This is a genomic window from Amycolatopsis sp. NPDC088138, assembly GCF_044741685.1.
Classification (GTDB): domain Bacteria; phylum Actinomycetota; class Actinomycetes; order Mycobacteriales; family Pseudonocardiaceae; genus Amycolatopsis.
Map to the genome: position 1 here is coordinate 81,964 of NZ_JBIUTB010000002.1, position 25,386 is coordinate 107,349.

General features: G+C 68.6%; 26 protein-coding genes. 10 read left to right on the forward strand and 16 right to left on the reverse strand.

Annotated elements, in window-relative coordinates; all coding sequences use genetic code 11:
* Positions 1-16 precede the first annotated feature (16 nt).
* On the reverse strand, positions 17-1,153 hold the full coding sequence (locus tag ACIOD2_RS07840) for an acyl-CoA dehydrogenase family protein (protein WP_400535585.1): 1,137 nt from the start codon (positions 1,151-1,153) through the stop codon (positions 17-19).
* Positions 1,154-1,256: 103 nt separating this feature from the next.
* Here ACIOD2_RS07840 and ACIOD2_RS07845 point away from each other — a divergent pair, with 103 nt between their 5' ends.
* The 4 genes from ACIOD2_RS07845 (at position 1,257) to ACIOD2_RS07860 (ending at position 5,741) form a co-directional block, all read left to right on the forward strand.
* A complete protein-coding gene (locus ACIOD2_RS07845) occupies positions 1,257-1,832 on the forward strand; it encodes a TetR/AcrR family transcriptional regulator (protein ID WP_400535588.1) in 576 nt (191 codons plus the stop codon).
* Between the two features lie 41 nt (positions 1,833-1,873).
* Positions 1,874-2,815, forward strand: a complete 942-nt coding sequence (locus ACIOD2_RS07850; protein WP_400535591.1) for a carbohydrate kinase — start codon at positions 1,874-1,876, stop codon at positions 2,813-2,815.
* A 197-nt stretch (positions 2,816-3,012) separates the two neighbouring features.
* Entirely contained in the window at positions 3,013-4,329 is a 1,317-nt protein-coding gene (locus tag ACIOD2_RS07855) for a citrate synthase (RefSeq protein WP_400535594.1), read from the forward strand.
* A gap of 65 nt (positions 4,330-4,394) precedes the next feature.
* Positions 4,395-5,741 carry a cryptochrome/photolyase family protein gene (locus ACIOD2_RS07860; protein ID WP_400535597.1) on the forward strand — a complete coding sequence of 449 codons (1,347 nt, stop codon included), beginning with the start codon at positions 4,395-4,397 and terminating at the stop codon, positions 5,739-5,741.
* Here the strand turns inward: ACIOD2_RS07860 and ACIOD2_RS07865 are convergent, their stop codons facing one another.
* The 4 genes from ACIOD2_RS07865 to ACIOD2_RS07880 are packed head-to-tail and all read right to left on the reverse strand — an operon-like array spanning position 5,742 to position 8,671.
* A complete protein-coding gene (locus ACIOD2_RS07865; protein ID WP_400535600.1) occupies positions 5,742-6,932 on the reverse strand; it encodes an ABC transporter permease in 1,191 nt (396 codons plus the stop codon).
* Positions 6,929-7,858, reverse strand: a complete 930-nt coding sequence (locus ACIOD2_RS07870) for an ABC transporter ATP-binding protein (protein WP_400535603.1) — start codon at positions 7,856-7,858, stop codon at positions 6,929-6,931. The genes ACIOD2_RS07865 and ACIOD2_RS07870 overlap by 4 nt, the downstream gene beginning before the upstream one ends.
* Positions 7,851-8,405, reverse strand: coding sequence for a hypothetical protein (locus ACIOD2_RS07875; RefSeq protein WP_400535606.1), 555 nt, complete (start codon positions 8,403-8,405; stop codon positions 7,851-7,853). Before ACIOD2_RS07875 ends, ACIOD2_RS07870 begins: the two co-directional genes overlap by 8 nt.
* Positions 8,402-8,671: a helix-turn-helix transcriptional regulator gene (locus ACIOD2_RS07880; protein ID WP_323324097.1), complete on the reverse strand. Its 270-nt coding sequence runs from the start codon at positions 8,669-8,671 to the stop codon at positions 8,402-8,404. Before ACIOD2_RS07880 ends, ACIOD2_RS07875 begins: the two co-directional genes overlap by 4 nt.
* Positions 8,672-8,851: 180 nt before the next feature.
* Here ACIOD2_RS07880 and ACIOD2_RS07885 point away from each other — a divergent pair, with 180 nt between their 5' ends.
* Positions 8,852-9,604, forward strand: a complete 753-nt coding sequence (locus ACIOD2_RS07885; protein ID WP_400535608.1) for a hypothetical protein — start codon at positions 8,852-8,854, stop codon at positions 9,602-9,604.
* On the opposite strand, the gene ACIOD2_RS07890 is transcribed toward ACIOD2_RS07885, so the two are convergent.
* A complete protein-coding gene (locus ACIOD2_RS07890) occupies positions 9,605-11,767 on the reverse strand; it encodes an ATP-binding protein (protein ID WP_400535611.1) in 2,163 nt (720 codons plus the stop codon).
* 170 nt (positions 11,768-11,937) lie between these two features.
* On the opposite strand from ACIOD2_RS07890, the gene ACIOD2_RS07895 reads away from it, so the two are divergent.
* Entirely contained in the window at positions 11,938-13,032 is a 1,095-nt protein-coding gene (locus tag ACIOD2_RS07895; RefSeq protein ID WP_400535613.1) for a thiamine-monophosphate kinase, read from the forward strand.
* 29 nt (positions 13,033-13,061) lie between these two features.
* On the opposite strand, the gene ACIOD2_RS07900 is transcribed toward ACIOD2_RS07895, so the two are convergent.
* Complete coding sequence (locus ACIOD2_RS07900; RefSeq protein ID WP_400535615.1) at positions 13,062-14,603, reverse strand: glycerol-3-phosphate dehydrogenase/oxidase; 1,542 nt, start codon at positions 14,601-14,603, stop codon at positions 13,062-13,064.
* On the reverse strand, positions 14,600-15,163 hold the full coding sequence (locus ACIOD2_RS07905; RefSeq protein ID WP_400537937.1) for a TetR/AcrR family transcriptional regulator: 564 nt from the start codon (positions 15,161-15,163) through the stop codon (positions 14,600-14,602). Before ACIOD2_RS07905 ends, ACIOD2_RS07900 begins: the two co-directional genes overlap by 4 nt.
* Positions 15,164-15,260: 97 nt before the next feature.
* On the opposite strand from ACIOD2_RS07905, the gene ACIOD2_RS07910 reads away from it, so the two are divergent.
* Complete coding sequence (locus tag ACIOD2_RS07910; protein WP_400535618.1) at positions 15,261-16,880, forward strand: FAD-binding oxidoreductase; 1,620 nt, start codon at positions 15,261-15,263, stop codon at positions 16,878-16,880.
* Here the strand turns inward: ACIOD2_RS07910 and ACIOD2_RS07915 are convergent.
* The 3 genes from ACIOD2_RS07915 to ACIOD2_RS07925 form a co-directional block, all read right to left on the reverse strand.
* Positions 16,877-17,440, reverse strand: a complete 564-nt coding sequence (locus ACIOD2_RS07915) for a gamma-glutamylcyclotransferase family protein (RefSeq protein ID WP_400535621.1) — start codon at positions 17,438-17,440, stop codon at positions 16,877-16,879. The genes ACIOD2_RS07910 and ACIOD2_RS07915 overlap by 4 nt on opposite strands.
* Positions 17,441-17,505: 65 nt before the next feature.
* Positions 17,506-18,603 (reverse strand): S-(hydroxymethyl)mycothiol dehydrogenase, encoded by a 1,098-nt coding sequence (locus ACIOD2_RS07920; protein WP_400535624.1) that lies wholly within the window; start codon positions 18,601-18,603, stop codon positions 17,506-17,508.
* Positions 18,604-18,719: 116 nt separating this feature from the next.
* Entirely contained in the window at positions 18,720-19,217 is a 498-nt protein-coding gene (locus tag ACIOD2_RS07925) for an HAD domain-containing protein (RefSeq protein WP_400535627.1), read from the reverse strand.
* 68 nt (positions 19,218-19,285) lie between these two features.
* On the opposite strand from ACIOD2_RS07925, the gene fdxA reads away from it, so the two are divergent.
* Positions 19,286-19,681, forward strand: a complete 396-nt coding sequence (gene fdxA, locus ACIOD2_RS07930; RefSeq protein WP_400535630.1) for a ferredoxin — start codon at positions 19,286-19,288, stop codon at positions 19,679-19,681.
* Between the two features lie 30 nt (positions 19,682-19,711).
* Here fdxA and ACIOD2_RS07935 read toward each other — a convergent pair whose 3' ends face one another.
* Positions 19,712-20,563, reverse strand: a complete 852-nt coding sequence (locus tag ACIOD2_RS07935) for a sigma-70 family RNA polymerase sigma factor (protein ID WP_400535633.1) — start codon at positions 20,561-20,563, stop codon at positions 19,712-19,714.
* Between the two features lie 19 nt (positions 20,564-20,582).
* Here ACIOD2_RS07935 and ACIOD2_RS07940 point away from each other — a divergent pair, with 19 nt between their 5' ends.
* Complete coding sequence (locus ACIOD2_RS07940; protein ID WP_400535636.1) at positions 20,583-20,996, forward strand: carboxymuconolactone decarboxylase family protein; 414 nt, start codon at positions 20,583-20,585, stop codon at positions 20,994-20,996.
* Positions 20,997-21,052: 56 nt separating this feature from the next.
* Here the strand turns inward: ACIOD2_RS07940 and ACIOD2_RS07945 are convergent, their stop codons facing one another.
* The 3 genes from ACIOD2_RS07945 to ACIOD2_RS07955 form a co-directional block, all read right to left on the reverse strand.
* Positions 21,053-22,315 (reverse strand): peptidase C39 family protein, encoded by a 1,263-nt coding sequence (locus tag ACIOD2_RS07945; protein WP_400535637.1) that lies wholly within the window; start codon positions 22,313-22,315, stop codon positions 21,053-21,055.
* Positions 22,316-22,386: 71 nt separating this feature from the next.
* The gene (locus ACIOD2_RS07950; RefSeq protein ID WP_400535640.1) at positions 22,387-22,788 is read right to left on the reverse strand and encodes a PaaI family thioesterase; all 402 of its coding nucleotides are present in this window, start codon (positions 22,786-22,788) and stop codon (positions 22,387-22,389) included.
* A 52-nt stretch (positions 22,789-22,840) separates the two neighbouring features.
* The gene (locus ACIOD2_RS07955) at positions 22,841-24,565 is read right to left on the reverse strand and encodes a TIGR03767 family metallophosphoesterase (RefSeq protein WP_400535642.1); all 1,725 of its coding nucleotides are present in this window, start codon (positions 24,563-24,565) and stop codon (positions 22,841-22,843) included.
* Positions 24,566-24,590: 25 nt separating this feature from the next.
* On the opposite strand from ACIOD2_RS07955, the gene ACIOD2_RS07960 reads away from it, so the two are divergent.
* Positions 24,591-24,788: a hypothetical protein gene (locus ACIOD2_RS07960; protein ID WP_400535645.1), complete on the forward strand. Its 198-nt coding sequence runs from the start codon at positions 24,591-24,593 to the stop codon at positions 24,786-24,788.
* A gap of 76 nt (positions 24,789-24,864) precedes the next feature.
* Here ACIOD2_RS07960 and ACIOD2_RS07965 read toward each other — a convergent pair whose 3' ends face one another.
* A complete protein-coding gene (locus ACIOD2_RS07965; RefSeq protein ID WP_400535648.1) occupies positions 24,865-25,365 on the reverse strand; it encodes a DUF4190 domain-containing protein in 501 nt (166 codons plus the stop codon).
* Positions 25,366-25,386 lie beyond the last annotated feature (21 nt).

Below are 25,386 nucleotides of genomic sequence, written 5' to 3' on the forward strand. Positions count from 1 at the left end.
GACACCCTTAATCAGGTCAGGCGCTCTTCAGCTCCCGGGCGATGACCATGCGCTGGATCTGGTTCGTCCCCTCGAAGATCTGCGGCACCTTCGCCTCCCGCATGTACCGCTCCACCGGGAAGTCGCGCGTGTACCCGGCCCCGCCGAGGACCTGGACCGCGTCCGTCGTCACCTTCATCGCGCCGTCCGTGGCCACCAGCTTGGCGATCGACGCCTGGCGCTGGAACGGCATGCCGCGGTCGCGCCGCCGGGCCGCGTCCAGGTACGTCGCCCGGGACGACTCGACCGTGGCGGCCATGTCGGCCAGCAGGAACTCGACGCCCTGGAAGTCGATGATCGGGCGGCCGAACTGGGACCGGCCCTTCGCGTAGGCAACGGCCTCGTCCAGCGCCGCCTGCGCCAGGCCCACTGCGCACGCCGCGATACCGAGACGGCCGGAACTGAGGGACGACAAAGCGATTTTCAGCCCCTGACCCTCCGCGCCGATGAGCCGGGAAGCGGGCACCACGGCGTTGTCGAAGTTCAGCTGCGCCGTCGGGGAGCCCGTGAGGCCCATCTTGCGCTCGCGCGGCGCCGCCGAGAGGCCGGGCGTCGAGCCGTCGACGAGCAGGCAGGAGATCTCCTGCTCGCTCGTGCGGACCATCGTCGTGTAGAAGTCCGCCACGCCCGCGTGCGTGATCCACGCCTTCGTGCCGTTGACGACGTAGTCCGAACCGTCCCGGCGCGCGCGTGTCGACAAAGCGGCCGCGTCCGAGCCCGCCTGGGTCTCCGACAGGGCGTACGCGCCGAGCAGACCGCCTTCAAGCATGTCCGGCAGCCACTCGTCGCGCTGCTCGTCGGTGCCCCAGTTGGCCAGGCCGTAGCAGGACATCGTGTGCACCGAGAGGCCGACGCCGACCGTCATCCACGCGGCCGCGATCTCCTCGAGCACCTGCAGGTACACCTCGTACGGCACGTCGCCGCCGCCCCAGCGCTCCGCGTACGGCAGGCCCAGCAGCCCGGACTTGCCGAGCAGCCGGAACTGCTCACGCGGGAACCGCTCGGCCTCCTCGGCCTCGGCCGCCCGCGGGGCGAGCTCGTCGCGGGCGATCTCGGTCGCCAGCGCGACCAGGTCCTCGGCGTCCGAATCGGGCAGCAGGCGTTCGGCGGGCATTGCGTCCTCCCAGACAACGGTACTGAAAACAGTACTGTGGGTCGGTCTAGAGTACAGTACGACAAGCCCGGGGTGGCCGGAAGACGTAGGAGATAGTGGTCCGATGGAAGCCAGTCGCAGGCCCACCGCGAGGCAGCGCGCCCTGCTCGCCGACCTCGAGGCGCTCTTCCTCGCCGAGGGCTTCGCCGCGTTCACCCTGGACGACATCGCCGCCCGCCTGCGCTGCTCGAAGTCGACGCTCTACGCCCTCGCGCCCAGCAAGGAACAGCTCGCCGTCAAGGTCGTGGCCCAGTTCTTCCGGGGCGCCGCGGAGCGGATCGAGGAGCGGATCGCCGGGATCGACGACGCGCCCAAGCTCATCGGGGAGTACCTGGCCGGCGTCGCCGAGCACCTCAACCGGGCGTCGGCGACGTTCATGCGCGACATCGCCGAGTTCGCCCCGGCGCGCGAGACCTACCAGGTCAACAGCCGGTTCGCGGCGCAGCGGATCCGCGCGTTCATCGACAAGGGCGTCGCCGACGGCGTCTTCCGCGACGTCCACGCCCGGCTCATCGCGGAGATGACCGGGCTGATCGTCGAGGGCATCCAGACCGGCGTGCTCGCCCAGCGCACCGAGGTGTCCGACGCCGAGGCGTTCACCGCTCTGGGTGAGCTGCTGCTCGGTGGGCTGAACAAATAGCGGACAGGAATTGTCACGACGTTCTCCCTTAAACTCGCCCGGTGATCGTCGTAGGCGGAGAAGCGCTCGTTGACCTCGTCCCGGGTGACCCCTTGGACTCCACTGTGGACGGTGGGCTGCGCGCGCTGCTGCCGCGCCTGGGCGGCGGGCCGTACAACGTCGCGCTGGCCGCGGGCCGGCTCGGCGTCCCGACGGCCTTCCTTTCGCGGGTGTCCACGGACCGCTTCGGCGACGCGATGGTCGACCGGCTGCACGCTTCGGACGTCGACACGTCGCTGCTGCAGCGCGGGGACGAGCCGACGACGCTGGCCGTCGTCGCGCTCGACGCCAAGGGCGCCGCGCGCTACACGTTCTACGTCGAGGGCACGGCGGACAGGCTCGTCGCCGACCCCGGCCCGCTGCCGGACGAGACGACCGCGCTCTCGCTCGGCACTCTCGGCATGGTCCTCGAACCCGGCGCGTCGGCGTACGAGGCGATGCTGCGGCGCGAGGCCGCGCGCGGGGTGCTGACCGTCCTCGACCCCAACATCCGCGAGGCCCTGATCACCGATCCGGCCGCCTACCGCGCCCGGTTCGCGTCGTGGCTCCCGGACGTCCGGCTGCTGAAGATCTCCGACGACGACGCCGCGTGGCTCACCGGAGGCGCCGACCCGGTCGCCGCCGCGAAGACGTGGGTCGAGTCCGGTGTGGACGCCGTGGTGCTCACCCGGGGCGCCGACGGCGTCGCGGTGATCACCGACGCAGGTGAGCTGGCCCACGTGCCGTCGCGGCGGGTCGAGGTCGTCGACACCATCGGCGCCGGCGACACCGTGCAGGGCGCGCTGCTGGCCTGGCTGACCACCCACGAGGTCTCGGACCTGGCTTCTCTCGACGCGGACGCGTGGCGCGAAGCGCTCACCTTCGCGGCGAAAGCCGCCTCGATCACGGTGTCGCGCAGCGGCGCGGAGCCGCCCACATCGGCCGATATGGCATCCACCGTGTGAACCTGGTCCCAAAGCGGGTACCAGGGGCAACGTCACCGCTGCGCGGTGCGGGGTTTCTCGACTAGCGTAGAGGGGCATTCTTCATACCCCAGCGGGGCGGTGTGCAGCGAGGCGCCAGTGTTTCCTCGCGTGAACACGTGGCTACCTGTGGAACCTACAGGCGCCGCCGTCCCGTGCCCAACGTGAGAGGGACTTGCATGTCCGACGCGACGACTGCGGGGCAGTCCGGCGGCGAAACCGCGAAGCTGAGCCTTCCGAATGGTGAACACGAGTTCAAGATCGTCCACCCGGTCGAGGGCGCGCCCGGGATCGAACTCGGGAAGCTGCTGGCGCAGACGGGGTACATCACCTACGACCCCGGGTTCGTCAACACCGGCGCCGCTTCGTCGGCGATCGCCTACATCGACGGCGACGCCGGCATCCTCCGCTACCGGGGTTACCCGATCGAGCAGCTGGCCGAGAAGTCGACCTTCGTCGAGGTCTCCTACCTGCTGATCTACGGCGAGCTGCCGACCGAGGCCCAGCTGGCCGACTTCACCGAGAAGATCCAGCGCCACACGCTGCTGCACGAAGACCTCAAGGAGTTCTTCGGCGGCTTCCCGCGGGACGCGCACCCGATGCCGGTGCTCTCCAGCGCCGTCTCCGCGCTTTCGACCTTCTACCAGGACTCGCTCGACCCGTTCGACGAACCGAACGTGGAGCTGTCCACCATAAGGCTCCTCGCCAAGGTGCCGACCCTGGCCGCGTACGCGTACAAGAAGTCCGTGGGCCAGCCGCTGCTGTACCCGGACAACTCGCTCGGCCTGGTCGAGAACTTCCTGCGCATGACGTTCGGCTTCCCGGCCGAGCCGTACGAGGTCGACCCGGACGTCGCGAAGGCGCTCGACCTGCTGTTCATCCTGCACGCCGACCACGAGCAGAACTGCTCGACCTCGACCGTGCGCCTGGTCGGCTCGTCCGAGGCGAACCTGTTCGCGTCGATTTCGGCCGGTATCAACGCGCTGTTCGGCCCGCTGCACGGCGGCGCGAACGCCGCGGTGCTCGACATGCTCGAGGGCATCAAGAACGACGGCGGCGACGTCGCCAAGTTCGTCGAGCGGGTGAAGAACAAGGAAAAGGGCGTGAAGCTGATGGGCTTCGGGCACCGGGTCTACAAGAACTACGACCCGCGCGCGAAGATCATCAAGAACACGGCCGACGAGATCCTCGGCAAGCTGAAGGGCGGCGACCAGCTGCTCGACATCGCCAAGAAGCTCGAAGAAACCGCGCTTTCGGACGATTACTTCATCGAGCGCAAGCTGTACCCGAACGTGGACTTCTACACCGGCCTGATCTACCGGGCGCTGGGCTTCCCGACGAAGTTCTTCACGGTGCTGTTCGCGCTCGGCCGCCTGCCGGGCTGGATCGCGCACTGGCGCGAGATGATCAACGACCCGGCCACCAAGATCGGCCGCCCGCGGCAGATCTACACCGGCCACGCTTCGCGGGACTACACCCCGATGTCGGAGCGCTGAGCGGTCTGACCCCGACAAGCGCCCCGTCGTGCACTGGCACGGCGGGGCGCTTATCGTTGTCCGGCGTGACCAGAGAAGCTCCCGTCGTCCTGTGGTTCCGCCGCGACCTGCGCCTCGGTGACCACGCCGCGCTGCTCGAGGCGTCGAAGCACAGCAAGCACGTCCTCGCGCTGTACGTGCTCGACGAGGCGCTGCTCAAGCCGTCCGGCGACGCGCGGACGGCGTTCCTCTACGGCTGCCTGGAGAAGCTCGACGAGCAGCTCGGCGGGCGGTTGATGCTCGTGCGCGGCGAACCGGCGGCCGAGGTCGTGAAGGCCGCGAAGAAGATCGGCGCGTCCGCGGTGCACGTCAGCGCCGACACCGGCCCGTACGGCCGCCGGCGCGACGCCGAGGTCGCGAAGGCGTTGGCGGACAACAACATCGACTGGGTAGAGACGGGTTCGCCGTACGCGATCATGCCCGGGCGTGTCACCAAGCCGGACGGCGACCCGTACCGCGTCTTCACACCGTTCCACCGCGCCTGGATGGCGCACGGCTGGCGCGCGCCCGCCGACACCGGACCGTCCCTTGTGGACTGGGTGGAGCCGCCGAAGTCCTTGAAGATCCCCAAGCCGCCGCGCGTTGCCGCGACCCTCCCCGAACCGGGCGAGCAGGCCGCGCTGGACGTCTGGCACGCCTTCCTCGACGACGCACTCGAGACGTACGACTCCGACCGCGATCGGCCCGATCGTGAAGGCACCACGCGGATTTCGCCGTACCTGCGCTGGGGTTGCGTCCACCCGCGGACGCTGCTCGCGGACCTCGCCGGGAACGACGGCGTCGGTGCGAAGTCGATGCGGGGCGAGCTGTGCTGGCGCGAGTTCCACGCCGACGTCCTGTGGCACCGCCCGGAAACCGCGCGCAAGAACTACGACCGCCGGTTCGACAAGATGAAGCACGACAGCGACAACGAGGCCTTCGAGCGGTGGTGTGCCGGGAAAACCGGCTACCCGATCGTCGACGCCGGGATGCGGCAGCTGCTCGCCGAGGGCTGGATGCACAACCGCGTCCGGATGGTCGTCGCGAGCTTCCTGGTGAAGGACCTGCACCTGCCGTGGTGGCAGGGCGCACGGCACTTCATGAACCACCTCGTCGACGGCGACCTCGCGTCGAACCAGCTGAACTGGCAGTGGGTCGCGGGCAGTGGCACCGACGCGGCGCCGTACTTCCGGATCTTCAACCCGACGACGCAGGGGGAGAAGTTCGACCCGAACGGCGACTACGTCCGCAAGTACGTGCCGGAACTGCGTTCGGTGCCGGGGAAAGCGGTCCACAAGCTGAAGGACCGCCCCAAGGAGTACCCGGAGCCGATGGTCGACCACGCCCACGAGCGCCAGGTGTCCTTGGAGCGGTACGGCCAGATCACGTCGTGATCAGCCGCGCAGGGCCTCCGACAGCTTGATGCGGCTGCCGATGCGCAGCACGCTGTTGCCGTAGATCCGGCCGCCCAGCCAGGTCAGCAGCGCGACCAGCGCGACGGTCAGGCCGAGGGACAACCCGATCTCCCAGCCGGTCGCGGCGCCGGTCGCGATGCGGGCCGGCATCAGGACCGGTGAGAGCAGCGGGATCAGCGAGAGGACCTTGGTCCCCGTGCCGGACGGGTCCTGCAGCAGCAGGTTGAACCCGGCGACGAACCCGATGACCAGCACGATGTTGATCGGCCCGACCACCGACTGCGTGTCCTCCTGCCGGGAGACGAGCGAGCCCAGCGCGCCGTAGATCGTGGCGTACAACAGGAAACCGAGCAGGTACCAGAGCAGGCCCCACAGCAACGCGCCGCCGGCGAACCCGGACAGGCTGAACACCCCGCTGAGCGTCGCCGCGATCAGCCCGGCCGTGGCGAGGATGACCAGCTGGACCAGGCCGACCAGGCCGAGCCCGATCACCTTGCCCAGCAACAGCTGCCACGGCCGGACGCTGGCGAGCAGGATCTCCACGACCCGGCTCGACTTCTCCTCGACGACCCCCTGGGCGACCATCGTCCCGTAGGTGATGATGCTGATGTAGAGCAGGAACGCGACGATCAGGCCGACGACCAGCCGTTCGGTGTGGTCGGCCGGCTCCGGCGAAAGCGCGTCGTCCTGCACGTGGGTGCCGTTGACCTGCGCCATCACGTCGGCGGGTTCGAGCTGGGCGGCCGACAGCACGCCGTCGAGCACCTGCTGCTGCGCCACCTGATCGAGCACGGTGCGCAGCTGGCTGTCCAAAGAGGACTTGTACGTCGCGGTCAGCTTCGCCGCACTGCCCGAGACGAGGGCGTCGAGGTCGCCGTCCTCGACCTTCTGCCGTCCCTCGGCCGGGTCGGTGATCGTGACGGTCGAGATCTCCTGGCCCGCCTGCGCCGCTTTCGTCTGCAGCTGCTGGGCGATCCCGGTCGCCTGCCCGGTCAGGCCCACCGTGCTCTTGTCGGCCGACCCGGCCAGCGCGGCCTGGAACCCGACGTAACCCAGCAGCAGCACCAGCATCACGACGGTGCCGATCACGAACGAGCGCGTCCGCAGCCGGGTGTTCAGCTCGCGCTTCATCACGAGCCAGACGGCTCGCCGCCCACTCAGCGTCCTCATCGCGGTTCCCCCTTTTCGGCGGCGCCGTTCTGGGAGACGGCGTCGCGGAACAGCTCGGTCAGCGTCCGGCGGCGGTGGCTGAACTCCGTCACCGGCCCGGTCGACAGCGCCGCGGCGAGCACGGCCTGGTCGTCGGCGCTCGGTTCGAGACCGAGCACGGTGGTCGTGCCGTGTTCCTCCAGCACGCGCACGCCGGGCAGGCTCGCGGCCCAGCCGGGACGCGCGCCCGGCGCCGTCACCACGAGCTTGCTGCCGGCTTCGGCGGTCAGCTCACCGACCGTGCCGACGGCGACCATCCGGCCGTTGCGGATGATCCCGACCCGGTCGCAGAGCCGTTCGACGAGGTCGAGCTGGTGGCTGGAGAACACGACCGGCACCCCGGCGGCGGCCTTCTCGCGCAGCACCGCGCTCATCACGTCGACGGCGAGCGGGTCGAGGCCGGAGAACGGCTCGTCGAGCACCAGCACGGCCGGGTCGTGCACCAGCGCCGCGGCCAGCTGGACGCGCTGCTGGTTGCCGAGGCTGAGTTTCTGCACCTCGTCCTTGCGGCGCTCGGCCAGGCCGAGCCGGGTGATCCAGGTTTCGGCGTTGCGGTGCGCTTCGTTCGCGGTCAGGCCGTGGAGCTCGGCGAGGTAGACAAGCTGGTCCAGTACCTTCATCTTCGGGTACAGCCCGCGTTCCTCCGGCATGTAACCGATGTGCGTGCGGGTCTCGTGCGTGATCTTTTCGCCGTTGAACCGGACTTCCCCGCCGTCGGCGGCCAGCACCCCCAGCGCGATCCGCATCGTCGTGGTCTTGCCTGCGCCGTTGCTGCCGACGAAGCCGAACAGCTCACCGGCGCGGACGTCGAACGAGACGCCGTCCAGCGCGACTTTCGCGCCGTAGCGCTTGGAGATCCCGTCGATCTCCAGGTTCCCCTCACCCATGTGTTTCCCCCTCGTCGAAATCCTCGGGATCGTCGTCCGGCAGCGACCAGCCGAGCACGATCGGCGGGACCGTGGTGCCGGCGACCAGCAGCGCGGACATCATCATCACGCCGCGGAACGCGCCCTCGGCCTGCCCGGCGACGACCAGGGTGTAGAACATCGCGACCAGCATCAGCCCGACGAGCGCCAGGTAGCCGACGTAGGTGACGCGGTGGCGCCACTCGCGTTCGCGCTCGTCCAGCAGCCGCGAGAAGCTCCCGCTCATCCGGCCGGTCAGGATCTTCAGCAGGGTGAAGGAGGCGCCGCCGGTGAGCAGCGCGCCCATCCAGAGGCCGAAGTACAGCCACGGCGAGACCAAGGTGAAGACGGCCGCGCTGCCGACGAGCACGAGATCGGCGGCCGCCAGGACGACGGCCAGCGCGCGCCGGTGCCGCCGGTCGCGCCAGCCGGGCAACCGCTTGGCGTGCCGCAGTTCGCGTTCGTCCATCCTGTCGAGCTGACGTTCCCAGTAAGCCGCGAGCCGGCTCTGCTGCTCGGTCATCGTCATGCTCCCCCCTCGCGGTAGACCTGGGTGGACAGCGGCATGAACGGTTCGCGGCTGAACACCGCTTCGACCGGCAGGTCGAACACCGAACAGATCCGGAACGCCAGGTCCAGGCTCGGATAGTGGTCGCCGCGCTCGAGCGCCCCGATGGTCTGCGGGTTCACTTCGACGGCGTTGGCGAGCGCGGCCCTGCTCATCCCACGCTCGGCTCGCAACACGGCCAGCCGATTGTGGATCGGCAGCTCCTTGCCGCGTCTGACCGGACTCATGGAACATACTGTTGCAAAAACCCAACGACCCGTCAACCTAAGAGAACATCAAGCCTCAGTTGTTCGGACCCACGTGCGGCGGCCGCGGCGCGAGGTGCGGGAGCGAGGTCCACGCGACCGGGGGTGAGCGTGGTCGCTGGGTGACTTCACATGGTCGCGTCCTCGTGCTTCCATTTGTTGATGGAACCTTACGAGGCGCTGGCGGCGTATGGGGTCGAACAAGGCGGAGCAATCGAAGCTCGTCTGCACTCTGTCAGCAGTCCGTCGGATTCCGAGAGCGCTGACCGGCCGCACGAGCTTCTCGGCGCTCTTATGAACGGTGTGGTCCAGGGTGATGTGTTGCCGAATCTCGAAGTATTCAGGAGCAACTGGCACACCGCCGGTTTCATGGTCTACTACCTCGGCGTGCACGGGAGGTTCGGCAGTTTGCGCCTCCATGTTTGGCCAAGGGGGCTGAGAAGGATTCAGGTGCTCGGGGACGACCCGACGAAGGGCGGAATACACGACCACTCCTGGAAGGTTAACGGTTACTGCATAGAAAACTACAAGGACGAGGTGTACGAAGTCGCCCGCCAGGAAATCGGCGCGGACCGCCGTTTCGACCAGGCAAAACTCAGGGTGTCCGAGGTGGTTTACAGTCCTGACGGGCGAGACAGCATTCGCATGGGAGACGAGTGCGTCTCGGCCACCGTTCGGGAGGCGCGATCGATGCGACCGGGGCGAATCCACGTCATCGAGCCTGGCGTCTACCACTGTCCGACCGTGCCGGAGAACGAGTTCGCGGCAACCTTGGTGATGAATTCGCAACGAAAACTGAGGGGAGGTCCGCACGTATTGCTGAGCGGTCCGGTCGAGTCCTTTACGGTGATTCGTCGCGAGATCGACAGTGATGAGATCCAGTTGGCAAAAAGCCAACTGAAGGAGAAGTTGTAGTCATGGGTGCCGCGACTTGGCGGTGAGTAAGCTGCTGATATTCCTGGCGGCGTCAAAGCGCCCCTGCTTCTCGTAAAGTTTGCCAGCTTCTTTCCAGGCTTCATGTGCCTTTGTGTGCTGCTTAGACGCTGCGTGGGTGTGGCCGATCTGTTCCAAGGTATATGCTTCGGAATATGTGTAGCCGAGTTCGTGGAACAAGAAATGAGCGGCCTCGAAGTGCTGCAACGCCAATGTGTGGTCACCCAGTTGCCGGCTAATGATTCCCAGTCCTTCCAGGGCTGCCGCCTCGCCATCCGGATCATTGTGGCCACGATGCAGGTCAAGGGCCATGTGGCAATGGACCATTGCCTCCTCGGGCCTGCCCAGCTGGGCGGTCAGCAGACCGACGGTGTTGAGTGCGTCAGCCTCCAGGAGGCGGTTGTCCAGACTCCGGTACAGGGTCAGGGCCATGGTGGCGTGCTCGAGGGCCTCGTTGGCACGCTGGTCCTGGGTCGCGAGTACCAGGAGGCGGTGCGCCCGAGCTTGGTCGGGCAGGTCCCGAGTTTCCTCGGCCAAGGCCAATGCCCGGCCCAACTGGGTTCGCGCATCGTCGAACTTGCCGATCCGTGCATATGCTGCGCCGAGGTTCCGATGTGCCCGCGTGAGAGTCGCCACGTTTCCGAGTCGTTGAGCTGCCTGTAGTCCTGCTTCGCAGGCGACGACGTTGTCGTGGATATATCCTCGTTTCCAGCGATATACTGCCAAACTCCAGGCGAGCAGACAGGCCCTCTCGTGCCAGTTTTGCCGAACTGCCACGTCTTGCGCGGCCTGAAGGCAGGCGTACTCGGCATTGAACCACTCCATCGCATGAGCTTGATCCTTCAGCTCAATCGCGTGCGATGCCGGCGAAGTTGCTTTGAGTTCGCATGGCGTCGTCGCGTGCGGGTCCAGTAGCTGGTCGGCGTCGTTCGCGGTATGAAGGTAGAAGTCTAGTACTCGTCGCTGAGCTTCGACCGCTTCCCTTCGAAAGTTGTCGTCGTTACCGCGTTCTCTGGCGTAAAGGCGGATCAGGTCGTGCATTCCATACCGTCCAGAGGGTGCGTGGTTAAGCAGCGAGATGTGTGCGAGCCGGCGCAGTACCGCTTTGCTTGTTCGCTCGGGAAGACCGGTCAAATTTGCAGCCGTTGTGACACTGATATCGGGTCCGGGCGCGATTCCGACCAGCCTGAACACCCTTGCCTCTTGTGTCGAAAGAGATGAATAGGACCAGGACAGCACGTCAGGCAAACTCGAGATCGAATCGTCTTCCTCGAATTCGGCGAGCAGGTTGGAGGTGTCGCGCAGTTCGATGGCCAGGTCTGCGAGGGACATGGAGGAACGCATCTGTATGCGCCCGGCCACAATGCTCAGTGCCAGGGGGTATCCGGCACAGTGCTCGAGTAGCTCGTCCAAGGCTTCAGGTTCGGTCGCCACCCGTCTCGTCCCCAGCCTGTGGTTCATCAGGTTTCGCGCCTCGGTGGTCGTGAGCATGCCGACATCGACGTGTTGGGCTCCGTAGTTGTTGACCAGCCCTGGAAGCTGGGTACGGCTGGTGACGACCACCACGCAGTCCGAGCCACCGGGGAGAAGGGGAACAACTTGAGCTGCGTCGCTCGCGTTGTCCAGGATCATGAGTATTCGTTTCCGTTGAAGGAGGCTGCGCAGTAAGCCCGACTGTGCTTGCAGATCGACCGGAACAGTGGACGGCTCCACTCCGAGTGCGTCGAGAAAGCCGCGTATTGCGGCGGCGGGAGAAATCGGGTTCTCGGTAGGGGAAAATCCTTGAAGGTCGACGAACAGCTGTCCGTCCGGAAAATGGCCGAGATGTGCGAAAGCCCAATGGAGCGCCAGCCAGGTCTTCCCGGCTCCTCCCGGGCCGACCAAGGCGAACACGGTCACGCGTGGCTGTGCTTCCCCGTGTGTGCCGAGCGGGAAAGAGAGAAGGCTCAACTGCTGTTCTCGGCCGACAAACGATTGTGGTGCCAGTGGCAACTGGTGTGGCACCACGAGTCTGGGTGATCCGGTGCCGATGTAGATGTCCCCGGTGATCGACCCGGCCTGCACGACGTGTCCGGTCGACGGTCCGCTTTGTTGATTACTGACTGCCGGGCCCGGATGTCTGAGGTGTTCTTGTTCTGTCGTCACCAAATCACCGACTCTCGAACGTTGTGCCGAACCGTTTAGTCTCAGGGTGTATTTGGTCCCAGGCAACCGCCATTCGGTTAACTTGCCGCCTACGCTGCGTGGTTTGCGAAGGAACGAATCGAACGTTATCGTCTGCCTCGCAGAGTGGCTTGCGCGTATGTGGAGGATTGATGGCCGCATCAAAACTCACCATGGAAGATGTGGGCGAAAAGGCCTTTTTGTTTGATTTACTGAAAAAGCTTCCCGCGCACGAAGGCCTGATCACCGGTTTTGGAAACGACGCGGGCGTCCTGCGTGTTCCAGATGGTAACGAGCTAGTCTTCTTCAACACGGACCGTGCGGCGGCGCCGATGGCGGCCCGCAAGGGCTGGGTAGACCATCGAGTCTGGGGCCGCCTCGCTGTTACGTCCAGCTGTAGTGACATTCTGGCTTCTGGTGGTGCTCCAGCGGCGGTGATGATAGCGATGGTCGTCCCGCGGGACTGGCCGGTCGAGGTTGCTGAGCAAATTGTGATCGGTTGTTCCGAAGAGTGCGTTGCAAATCGGGTGGTCTTCGCCGGTGGTGACACGAAGGAAGGAATGAATGCGGAGCTGATCGGATCTTCGATCGGATTCGGGTCGAGTGCGGGAATGCTGAGCAGGAAGGGGGCCAGGCCTGGGGACAGCATAGTTGTCGCTGGTAAGACAGGCGGATTCGTCGGCGCCTACCTGCAGCTTGTCGAAAGCTATCAGGGCAATGGTCCCACGCCTCGTGAGGTGGACGACTGGCTGAGCTATGTCTCGCATCCGAAGGCGCGTTGGCGCGAATGCCGAAAAATGCGCGAGATTGGTGTGGCGACCGCGGCGATGGACGCCAGTGACGGATTGTACGATGCGATCTCGACTCTTGCCGGAGAATATGGTGCGGACGTGGATTTAGAGCTGATTCCTTATCATGAATTCGCGCTGACGTGTGCGGATCGACTGGGTGTGCCGTTGTTCAACCTGGCGACCGGCATCGCCGACTGGAATGTCGTGTTCGTGGTAGATTCCGAGCGATGGTCCACGGTGAGCGCGGCTGTGCTGAGCGATGATCTGGCGTTGGTGTCGGTCGGGCGTATCAGTGAAGAGCCTGGAGTTCGCTGGCATAACGACCGCGGAAGAGTTTTCAGTTGCCGACCGGCCAGGAACGAGCATTTCGCGGGAAGGTTGGAGGACGAGGCAAGTTTTCTCGACCGTATTCGGTTCGAGTCGCAGCTGGTTGAGCTGGGGAACCAGGGCGGGTGAGATCTTGTTGAAGAACTTCACCTGAAGCGTCAGGCCAGGCCGGCCAGTGCCTTGTCGACCAGCTCGGTCACTCGCGGAGTCGCCGCGGCGGCATCCGCGGGGATCAGCGCCAGCCGTGTGCGGCGTTCCAGCACGTCCTCGACGTCCAGCGCGCCCTCGTTGCGGACCGCCCAGACGATCTCCGCCGCCGTGATCTCCGTGTTCGGAGACACCGGGGCCGCGAACTCGGTGTCCAGCTCGCCCAGTGCCGCCACCCGGGGCGCCTCCGTGCCGTACTTGGCCACCAACCGGGCGGGTGCGTCCACAAGGGACAGATCCTCGCGGCGGGCCGCGCCCAGCAGGGGTAGCCGGGACGTCCGGCAGGGCGTGGACGGTAGCCCGGCCAGGCGCACCGCCGCGTCGACCGCGTCCTCGGCCATGCGACGGTACGTGGTGAGCTTGCCGCCGACCACCGTCAGCAGGCCGTCGGAGCCCGCGAGGACGGCGTGCTTGCGGGACAAGTCCGCCGAACGGCCCCCCGTGCCCTCGATCAGCGGCCGCAGTCCGGCGTACGAGCCCGCGATGTCCTCGCGGGTCAGCGGACGCGACAGAACTGACGAAGCCAGTGACAGCAAGAAGTCCACATCGGACGACGGAACCGTTGGCACGTCGGGCAGGTCACCTGAGACGGGCTCGTCCGTCAGTCCCAAGTAGACCCGGCCGTCCGGCTGGGGGAGCAGGAAGACGAACCGGTTGGTCTCGCCCGGCACGCCGATGTTGACCGACGTCGTGCCCATCGGCACCGTCCCCGGGGCGAGCACCAGGTGCGAACCACGCGACGGCCGCAGCTTCACCGAGCCGGTCAACGTCCCGGCCCAGACGCCGGTCGCGTTGACGACCTGACGGGCGAACAAGTCCAGCTCGTCGCCCGAGACGCCGTCGCGGACGCGAACTCGGTCGGCCGTCACGGAAACCGCCGACAGGCGGGTCAGGATCCGGGCGCCGAACGCCGCGGCCGTGCGCGCCAGGCTGATGACCAGGCGTGCGTCATCGACGAGAGCGCCGTCGTAGGCCAGCAATGCACCGCGCAGCCCGTGCGGCGACAACCCCGGCGCCAGCGCGAGGGCCTCCGCCGCCGGGATGGTGCGCGGCCGCGGCAGCACCGACGACGGCGTGCGTGCCGCCCGGCGCAGGGCGTCACCCGCCCGCAGGCCCCCCGCGACCAAGGCCTGCTGCGCCCGGGACGTGCTGGGGTACAACGGGAACAGCTGCGGCATGGCGCGCGTGAGGTGCGGTGCCGTGCGTGTCATCAGGACGCCGCGCTCGACAGCGCTTTCGTGCGCCAGGCCCAGCTCGCCGTGCGCCAGGTACCGCAGGCCGCCGTGGACGAGCTTCGACGACCAGCGTGACGTCCCGAAGGCGAGGTCACGCGCCTCGACGAGCGCCACCGACAGCCCACGGGACGCCGCGTCGAGCGCGATCCCGGTGCCGGTGACGCCGCCGCCGACCACGATGACGTCCACGCGTTCGCCCGACGCCAGTTCCGCGAGCTCGCGTTCGCGGCGCCGCGCGTTGAGCGAACCGGACGTCATGGCTTCAGGGCCGCGTCGAGCACGTGGGTGAACTCCGCCATCAGCGCCGCTTCGTCGACGTCCACCGTCGCCGGCCGCAGCGAAAACGCGAAGGACTGGACCAGCAGCAGCACCGCACGTGACTGGGCCGCCACCGGCGCGCGCCGGATCGAACCGTCGTGGTGGCCGGCCGCCAGCAGCTGGTGAAGCGCTTGCTCGGCGAACTTCTGGGTCGCGCCGAGCCGCTGCACGATGTACGGCAGCACCAGCTCGGGGTCGACGTCGAGCAGCGTGCGGAACAGCGGGTCGGTCGACAGCGCGCGGATCCCGGCCGAGGCGATGAGCACCAGCCGCTCACGGCTGTTCGCCGCGTCCGCACCGCGTTCGCTCGCGGTGCGCAGCAAACCGCTGAACTCCCGCGTCATCAACGCGGCGAGCACGCTGCGCACGTCCGGGAACCGGCGGTAGACCGTCATCCGGCTGACGCGCGCGGTGCGGGCGATCTCGGCGAGTGTGGTGCGGCGCACACCGACCGCTAGCACGCAGGTGCGCGCGGCGTCGAGCAGCACGTCATCGGCCACGCGCGTCGCCGTCTGGCGGTTGCGGGTGTCCGCGAGCGCGGACGATGCCGCGCTCTGCATGGTGTGACGTTTAACGTCCATATGTCACACTGTAGTCGTGAACGAGCTGATTGACCACCGTCTCCGACGGTCTTGGACCGCGGAAGCCGCCGACGCCGCCCAGCTTCCCGCGCGAGCGGCCAAGTGGCTTGAACAGCGTATAGGCCAGATGGCTCCCAGCGCTGCACCATCGGCAGAATTGACGGTGAAAATACCGTCGTCGAACCTGGCCGAGTCTGCTGTCACGGCGCTGTCGGAGGTCGTCGGATCGGCGAACGTGCTGGTCGACGACGCGGCGCGGCTCGCGCGGGCCACCGGCCTGTCGTACCTGGACCTGCTGCGCCGCCGCACGGCCGAAGCCGGGTTCCCGGTGCCCGACGCGGTGGTGCTGCCCGCGGACCCGGACGAGGTCCAGGCCGTGCTCGACGCCTGCGTCAAGCACGATGTCGGAGTTGTCCCGTTCGGCGGCGGCACCTCGGTGGTCGGCGGGGTCGCCGCGCTCAGCGGTGAGAAGACGTCGGTGATCGCGCTAGACCTGGTCCGGCTCGACGCGCTGGTCTCGATCGACACCGAATCACGCATCGCCGTGCTGCAGGCCGGCGTCCGCGGTCCCGAAGCCGAACGGCTCCTCGGCGAGCGCGGCCTGACGCTCGGGCACATCCCGCAGTCGTTCGAGCGCGCCACGATCGGCGGCTTCGCGGCGACGCGCTCGGCCGGGCAGGCGTCGTCGGGTTACGGCCGGTTCGAGGACATGGTCACCGGCGTCCGGCTGGCCACCCCGCGCGGCGAGTGGAAGCTCGGTGTCGCCCCGGCGTCCGCGGCCGGGCCGGACCTGCGCCAGCTCGCCGTCGGCAGCGAAGGCGCACTCGGGGTCATCACGGAGGTTTCGCTGCGCGTCCGGCCGGCGCCGCCGGTCAAGCGGTACGAGGGTTACGCGCTGCCCGGCTGGGAAGCCGGCGCGGCGGCCGTGCGCGACCTGGCTCAGAACCACGTGCTCGCCGACGTCACCCGGCTGTCCGATGTGGACGAAACCGAGGTGTCGCTCGCGCTGAACGCCGGGCTCAAGACGACCGCGCTGCGCAAGTACCTGGCCGCGCGCGGGGTGCGGCGGCCGTGTTTCCTCATCGTCGGCTGGGAAGGCACCGCGCACGACGTCGCGGTGCGGCGCCGCGAGACGACGCGCCGGCTCAAGGCGCTGGGCGCGGTGCGCGTCGGCAAGGCCCTCGGCGAGTCCTGGCGGCACGGCCGGTTCGGCGGCCCGCGCCAGCGCGACATGCTGATGGACCGTGGCGTCTGCGTCGAGACGCTGGAGACGGCGACCTACTGGTCCACTGTGGACGAACTGCGCGACGACGTCCGGGCCGCGCTCACGGCGTCACTGGGCCGTGCGATCGTCATGTGCCACATTTCGCACGCGTACGAAACGGGCGCGTCGCTGTACTTCACGGTGCTGACCGCGCGCGACGAGGCCGACCCGGTCGGCCAGTGGCAGCGCGCGAAGGCCGCGGCCAGCGAGGCGATCAGCGGCCTGGGCACGATTTCGCACCACCACGCCGTCGGTGTCGACCACGCGCCCTACCTGAGCGCGGAGATCGGCAAGCTCGGTGTCGAAGTGCTGCGCGCGGCGAAGTCGGCCGTCGACCCGACCGGTATCCTCAACCCGGGCAAGCTGATCTAGGGGAAGGTGTGCCCGTCCGGCGGCGCGACGACCTCGCACGCGATGCCCGGGCCGTCCGCTTCCTCGCCCTGCAGCTCGATGGCCTGCGCCTGCGGGACGTCGGCCGTGCGCACCGGCTTGCCGTCGACCAGCAGGGGGAAGCGGATCGGTATCGCGCCGATGTAGGCCAGGACGTCGGTGACCGCGCTGCCGTCTTCGAGCGTGATGTCCGGGTCGGTCAGCCGGACCAGGTGGTAGCGGTTGCCGCGGCCTTCGCAGACGTCCAGCACCGCGAGCTGGTCGGGCGTCACGAACCAGACGGCGTGCTCCTCGACGCCCGGCAGCGCGGTGAGCGTCGCCGGGCGCTGGCCGTCGCGGTAGCGCAGGCCGGCCGCCCAGACCGCGGCGAGGCCGTCGCAGCGGGCGTGCGCAACGACGACCGGGCCTTGGAGGCCCAGTTCGGCGCGCATCCAGCTGATCTTCGACGGGTTCGCGTTGGAGCCGTACGCCAGGACGGCTTGGCGCTCCCGCCAGCCTTCCGGCGCGGTGTCCAGCGGGTGCCCGGCGCCGTCGGTGTGCACGAAGGAGAAGCCCGGCCGGGTCCCCGGGTAGGGGTCGGCCGGGTAGTCCTCGTCGACGAAGAGCGTCAGAACGTCACCACGCTGCGCAGGACGTCACCGTGGTGCATGCGCTCGAAGGCCTGCTCGACGCCGTCGACGCCGATCCGCTCGGTGACGAACTTGTCGAGCGGCAGCCGTCCCTGCAGGTAGAGGTCCACCAGCATCGGGAAGTCGCGGCTCGGCAGGCAATCGCCGTACCAGGACGACTTGAGCGAGCCGCCGCGCGAGAAGAAGTCGATCAGCGGCAGGTCGTTGAGGCGCATCTCCGGCGTCGGCACGCCGACCAGCACGACGGTGCCGGCGAGGTCGCGGCCGTAGAACGCCTGCCGCCAGGTCTCCGGCCGGCCGACGGCGTCGATCACGACGTCCGGGCCGAAGCTGTTGGTGACGTCCTGCATGGCCTCGACCACGGCTTCTTCGGACAGGCCCTTGCTGTTGACGGTGTGCGTCGCGCCGAAGTCCTTGGCCCACTCCAGCTTCCGGTCGTCCATGTCGATCGCGACGATCGTGGTGGCGCCGGCCAGCTTCGCGCCCGCGATGGCCGCGTCGCCGACGCCGCCGCAGCCGATGACCGCGACCGAGTCGCCGCGGGTGACGGCGCCGGTGTTGATCGCCGCGCCCAGCCCGGCCATCACGCCACAGCCGAGCAGCCCGGCGACGGCCGGTTCGGCGTCACGGCTGACTTTCGTGCACTGTCCGCTGTGGACGAGCGTCTTCTCGAGGAACGCGCCGACGCCGAGCGCGGCCGACAGCTTGGTGCCGTCGGCGAGCGTCATCGGCTGGGTGGCGTTGAACGTCGAGAAGCAGTACCACGGCTTGCCGCGCTTGCAGGCCCGGCAGGTGCCGCAGACCGCGCGCCAGTTGAGGATGACGTAGTCGCCGGGCTCGAGGTCGGTGACGCCCTCGCCGACGGCTTCGACGACCCCGGCGGCCTCGTGGCCGAGCAGGAACGGGAAGTCGTCGTTGATCCCGCCCTCGCGGTAGTGCAGGTCGGTGTGGCAGACCCCGCAGGCCTGCACGTTGACGACGGCCTCGCCGGGTCCGGGATCGGGCACCAGGACCGTCTCCAGCGAGACCGGCTCGCCCTTCGCCCGCGAAACGACCCCCTGGACCTCGTACGGCATGCGAATCCACCTTCCCGGCTGCACTGCTGGTTCGTCCGCAGCTTGCCACGGATGATGCGGAGATGGCGACATCCGCATGAGTGAGGTTCGGTGATGAAGGCGCAACAGGTTGCGCTTCACGCAACTTCGGTCAGCCACTCGGCGATGACCCCGAGGTCAGCGGTGGTGATCCCGGCGCTCGCCGAGACGGTGTGGAGCAGCGCCGGGCCGGGATGGTGTTCGGCGACCCAGGCCCGGTCGGCGTCGGTGGTTTCGTCGTCGATCCAGGCGAAGGCGCGTCCCGCGGCCCGCTCGACGATCGGCCGGGTCTTCCAGTGCGGGCCGGGACCGGTGGCGTCGTCGTCGGGGAAGTCGAGCACCGGGAGCTGCGGCAGGCCCGCCAGCGGGGCCACGCATTCGTTGGCGTCTTCCATCCAGGTGGTGGCCCAGACGAGGTTGCACCCGAGGGCGAGCAGCCGCGGGCCGAGCCCCGGGTCGATCCGGGACAGCAGCGGGTGGCCGAGGTCGGCGTCCGTGAACGTTTTGTACTCGCCGGAAGTCCGCCCGAACGGGATCAGCGGACCGTCGACGTCGAGGAACAACAGGGGCGCGGCATGGCTCCGGCAGTCTGGCACGTGCCTCCGGCCGGCACCGACAGCAATCCGCCCTTTCCGGACAGAGCGGATGTGGCTAGGTTCCTCGCATGGCGTTTGTGATCGGGCTTCCGTGTGTCGACGTCAAGGACCGCGCGTGCGTGGACGAGTGTCCGCTGGACTGCATCTACGAGGGCGCCCGGAGCTTCTACATCCATCCGGACGAGTGCTTCGAGTGCGGCGCCTGCGAGGCGGTCTGCCCGGTGGAAGCGGTCTCCTTCGTGGAAGATCTCTCGTCCGCGCCGGACAACGGCCGGTTCTTCACCGAGATCCTCCCCGGGCGCGACGCGCCACTGGGTTCTCCCAGCGGTGCGGCCGCGGTCGGCCCGCTGAACGCCGACACGGTGATGGTCGCGGCCCTGCCGCCGCAGAGTCCGCTCCCGCGCAAGAAACCCCGCAACGGCGGCGGCTGCGCCTGCGATTCCCAGGGCGACCAGCACGACTGAAGCACGTGCCTCCGGCCCCCGGGTTCCACGCTACCGGGGAGCACTGACAGTCTCGGGTGGCTCCGGCAGCTCCATCGACGCCAGCCGCGCCGGGTCGGCCACCGCCGCGATGCTCGCGACCAAGCCGCCCACCACCGTGAACGCCACCACCGACAGCGGGCTGCCGTCCTCGCGCCACGCCACGACGCCCGGCAGACCGCCGACCAGCACCGCGCGTCCGCCTGAGGCCGCGCCGAAGCGGGCGCCCGCCGCGACGCTCGTCGCGCCGAGGACCACGACCACGCCGCCCGGTGTGTCGACCGTCAGCTGGACCTCGGGGTCGAGCACGCGCAGCAGTCCCTCGAAGTCGCCGTCGCGCGCCGCCGTCAGGAATGCCTGGACGACCTTGCGCTGCTCGGGTCCGGCCGTCGCCGGACGGGACGCCTCCCGGACCTTGCGGCGGGCCCGGCTGCCGAGCATCTTCGCCGCGCCCGGGGTCTTGCCGAGGATGTGGCCGATCTCGTCGAACGGCACGGCGAACAGGTCGTGCAGCGCGAACGCCACGCGCTCGCCCGGCCCGAGCGACTCCAGGACGACCAGCAGCGCGAGCCCGACCGAGTCGGCGAGAGCGACGTCGTCCTCGGGGCCTTCGAGAGCCACGACGACCTCGTCGTAGGGCGACTCGGGACGTGACCTGCGCGAGCGCAGGACGTCCAGGCTGATCCGGCCGACCACCGTCGTCAGCCAGCCGTCGAGGTTGTGGATCGTCGCCGCGTCCTGGCGCGAAAGGCGCAGCCACGCCTCCTGGACGACGTCCTCGGCGTCGGCGTGCGAGCCGAGCACCCGGTGGGCGACCGCGCGCAGCCGGTCGCGCTGGGCCTCGAACGCCTCGGCCTGGCTCAAGAGTTCGAGCAGCCCTGAAGTGGTCGGAGCGATCCAGCAGCTGTTCAAGGCGGTGCACGCCGGCGGGGTCGATCCGCTGCTGCTCGAGCTGGTTCACCTGCGGGCCAGTGAGGTCAACGGCTGCAGCCCGTGCGTGTTCGCCGGCGTCCAGTCCGCGAAGAAGCAGGGCGAGACCGACGAGCGGCTGCACAACGTCGTCGCCTGGCGCGAGACGCCGTTCTTCACCGAGCCGGAACGGGCGGCGCTCGCGCTGACCGAAGCCGCGACCCGGATCCAGGACGGCGAGCCGGGCGTGACCGACGAGATCTGGGACGCGGCCGCCGCCTGCTTCGACGAGAAGCAGCTGTCGGCGATCACCCTGAACATCGCGCTGACGAACTTCTTCAACCGGATCAACCGCACGACCCGGCAGCAGGCCGGCCAGGCCTGGTGAAAGGACGTGAAGGCCACCTTGAGGGACTCAGAGTCCCTCAAGGTGGCCTTCACGGCTCAAGCGGGGGTGACGATGTAGACGATCCCGCCCGGGCCGCTCGCCACGGTGCCGTCCGCGCGGTAGCGCTTCGTGCGCTGCCAGATCTTCTCGAACTGGTCCCGCTTGTAGACGTTGCGCACCCGGTCGTTGCTGCTCGACGCCGGGTCGTTGACGATCACGTCGCCGTCCTTCGTGAAGCCGACCACCACCATGATGTGGCCCGCCGTGCCGTAACCCGCGCCGTCCAGCTCCTCGGCCAGGAACGACTGCGACGTGATCACCGGGATGCCACGGGCGATGTAGGTCTCCAGCTCGTTCAGCGAGTGCAGCCGCGTGATGTGCCCGCGCAGGCCGCGTGACGCCGCATAAGCCGTGTTGAACGGCCAGTTGCCGGTGCCGTCGTAGGCGTGGTCGTAGGTGTAGCGCGCCGCGAACGCGACCGACGGGTCGACGTAGTCCGACGGGATCCACGACATCTCCGCCGCCGACGGCTTCTTGCCCCAGTACTCGGCCACCATCTCCGTCGACGTCGGGCTGCACCAGGCTTCGCCGCCCCCGCCGTACTGCGGGAACTGTCCCTTGTGGAGGTTCTGGGCGTACGCGGGCACCTTCAGCTCGATCCCGGTCGCGCGGCCCGGCTTCGTCGTCTGGACGTCGAAGCGGTCCGGCACGGCCGAGGTCATCGCGCCCAGCGACGTCACCGACGGGGTCGCGTTCGAGCCCTTCTCCCGGTAGAGGCTGATCCGCAGCTTGTACGACTTGAGCGTGACGCCCGCCTTCGTGACCAGTGTGTCGACGTCGACCAGGGCGTTCGCGTCGTCCTGGCCGTCGACGCTGGTGCGCAGGATGTCGGCGTCGCCGCTGGCCCAGCGGCCCATCACGTACCAGGCCGTCTCCGCGCCCGCCGACGTTCTGCCCTGCGCCTCGACCTGCAGCCAGGTCTTCGCCGGCGTCAGCGCGTTCCACGACGAGACGAGCTGCGTCGCGCCGAAGCCCTGGCGGTACGACGGCGACGTCCACTGGGCGTATTCGTACGTCTTCGTCGTGCCCAGCTCGGGCTCGGTGTGCTCGACCGTGCCGATCGGGCGCGTGATGCGCAGGCCGTCGCGGGTCAGCGCGAGCCCGGCGAAGCTGCCCTCGTGCAGGCGGCCGCCGGCCCACTCGTGGTAGTCGATCGACTCGTCGTCACCCGGCCGGCCAGGCGACGCCTCGGCGACCTGCGCGGTCACCGCCGTCAGCATCACCACGGACAATATGGAGAACAAACTGCGCACCCGCATCCCGGCTCCCACCGTCGACCCACCAGTAGCCAGGGATTTTCGCCGTTCCGGCCGGGTATGTAAACAGGTACCTAGAGCACGGCCTGCGTCTGTGTCACTTTCGCGACCAACTTGCCGTCGTCGTCGTGGACCTCGGTCTCCACCACGACGAACTTGCGGCCCGCGTGCAGTGGTCTGGACGACGCAGTCGCGTAGCCCGAACGCACCGCGCGCAGGAAGTTCGTCTTCGACTCGACGGTCGTCGTGCCCTGCCCGCCCTCGGGCAGGTTGAGGAACGCGCACACGGCGCCGGTCGAGTCGGCCAGCGCCATGAGCGCGCCCCCGTGCAGCGCGCCGCCGAGCGTGCAGAGGCTCTCGTCCCACTCCAGCCGGCTGCGCACGAGCGCGGGCCCGTGTTCCAGCACCTCGACGCCGAGGCGTTCGGAGAACGGCATGGAGCGGTGGAAGAGCTGCGTGCCCTCGGGATCGGTCATGCCCCGCAGCTTGCCGGACGCCGGCGCCGCGGGGCGATTACCACCGGGGTAATCAGCTGAGCGGGTTGACCAGCAGCAGTTCCGTGTTGTGGTCCACGGCCTCGCCGACCCGGCCGAGGTCGACGTGGATGTCGTTGTACGACAGCTCCCGGTAGAGGGACGCAAGCGCTTGCGGCGTCCGGGCGTCGTAGTCCACGGCATACGGCGCTTCGGCCTCGATCAGCGTCGTGAACAGCGACAACGTGCCGTCGGCGTTGTCCGCGACCTCGACGATCCGGGCCTGCTGCGGGAAGTCGACGTGCGACGCGGTGTTGATCTCCCAGAAGCTCTGCTTCGGCGTGCCGCCGGCGTGCGCGGTGATCTTGTTGAGGTGGGTGTGGCCGTTGACCCAGGCCAGGACGTTCGGGAAACGCTTGAGCAGCGCGACGAACGCGTTGCCGTCGAGGCGCGGGTCGAGCAGGTGGCGCGAGTCCGGCAGCAGGTTGCCCATCGAGCCGCTGGTGTGGTGGCTGAACAGGAGGAACAGCTCGTCGGTGACGCCGTGGGTGACCCGGCGGCCGAAGAAGTCGTAGTACGCCGAGCTGCCGCGCTTGAGCGTCGACTCGACCCAGTTGTACTGCGCGAGGCCGATCGAGCCGTCGGCGAACCCGGCGTCGGTCGTCGTGTCGAGGCTGATGCCGGTGATGCCGGGTGCGATCCGGAACGTGTAGTAGACGGCCTTGCCGTCGGCGTTGTCGGCACCGAAGCCGTGCCCGACCGGGCCGGGGCCGGTGTTGGCGGTGTCCAGGTGCGCGCGCACGAACTCGCCGGTGCTGAACGGGCGGCGGCGCGCGTCCGGCGTGATCTCGCGGATCGTGCCCCCGCCGCCGAACAACTCGGCGACCGGCACGCTCGAGCCGGGCTTCTTGATGGCCGCGGCGAGCTTCTTCGCGGTGCTCTCGTCCTTGCCGATCACCTTGTACTTGCTGGTGTACCAGGCGTCGATGCCGGGGATCTGGGCCGGCAGCGAGCCGACGATGCTGTCGTCGTGGTTGCCGAAGGTGCAGAACCACGGGACGTCGAGACCCGGCGCGGTGAACGTCCCGATGCCCGCTTCGAGCAAGCCGGGCAGCTGCGGGAAGCCCTTGGCGGAGTAGGCGTCGCCGCCCGGGGTGGCCGGGTTCCAGAACGCGCTGTTGCCCGAGCTCTGGACGCCCTCGTAGGCGTTGGGGTCGCCGGAGTTCGGCGTGACGCTGCCGCCGTTGAGCACCTTGAGGAACCAGTCGAGCTCGATCAGCTCGTGGTTGTCGGTGTTGTCGCCGGTGGTGACCATGAGGTCGAACGGCCGTCCGGTGAACGGCCCCTGCCGCACGCTGTTGACGCGTTCGACGAGCGCGCTGGTCGCGACGGTGCCGAGCGCTTCCTGCGGCCGGTGCGCGGAGCCGATGTAGGGGTGCAGGTACTCGAAGCGCGCGGGGCTCTCGGTGTCGGTGATGTGCAGGTCGGTGAACTGCACGAACGCGCTGAGCGCGCGGCGCCGGTCGTCGCGTCCGGCCTGCGGGGCGGCGAGGTCACCGCGGACGACGAGCGGCCAGCCGGGCCCGGCGCTCAGCCGGGAGTAGGTCGCGGTGCCGCCGCCGGTCGCGACCTGCTCGAGGGTCGTCCCGGCGGTGCTGACCGAGCGGGTGGAGGTGAGCCGCAGCGCCCGGTCGAGCGCGTTCGCGGTGGGTGTGCAGAGCAGCAGCCCGAGACCGGCGGCGCCGGCCGTGGCGAAGGTGCGCCGGGTGAGTTCGGCCATGTGTTTCGCTCCCCAGGTGTCTCGGTTGCCCAGCACCGTGCCGGACGACGTTGTCCACACGGTGAACATGAAAAATATTCACCGTGACACTTGGGTTCACCTTGTCACAGGCCTTGGGCGGGGTGTACCGCCGAAGGTCGTGGTCATTTCCGCCCGGACCGAGGTTCGAGAGGCCTTCGGCGCCGAGCGTGAAGAGGTCGTCGGCGGTGTCTTCGGCCGGTGAACCCGCCTAGGCAAGGACGCGGGCGGTTGGCTTGAGCTGGGCGAGCCGGGTGCTCGACTCGGCGAGGCCGCCTTCGTCAGCAGGCGATCCCGCACGCGGTGCCCGCGGCGGCGAACAAGCCGAAGAAGAACAGCATGATGACCAGGGCCGGGATGACCGCGATGATGCCGCAGAGCAAGCCCGCGATCGCCATGCCCTTGCCGGTGTAGCCGGGCCGGTCGCCCTGGATCATGCCGGCCCACGACAGGCCGATCGCCAGGAAACCGAGCAGCAGGTCGAGGAACGGAACCCAGAACAGGACCAGCGCCACGATGCCGATCACCATGCCGGCGACGGCCGTGCCGCTGGTGCGCAGCATCGGGTACGCCGCCGCCGCGTACGGCTGGCCGGCGTACTGCGGGCCCGGGTACGGCTGCACGGGGTACGGCTGGCTCCCGTAGGGCTGCAGCGCCGACGACGGGACCGGGTACGGCTGCGTCCCGTAGGGCTGCACCGGGGACGGCCCCGAGGGCGGGTACTGCTGCCACGCCGGCTCGGCCGGGTCGGGCTGCTGCTGGTAGGGGTCGTAACTCGTCACACCGCACCTGCTTCTGTCTGT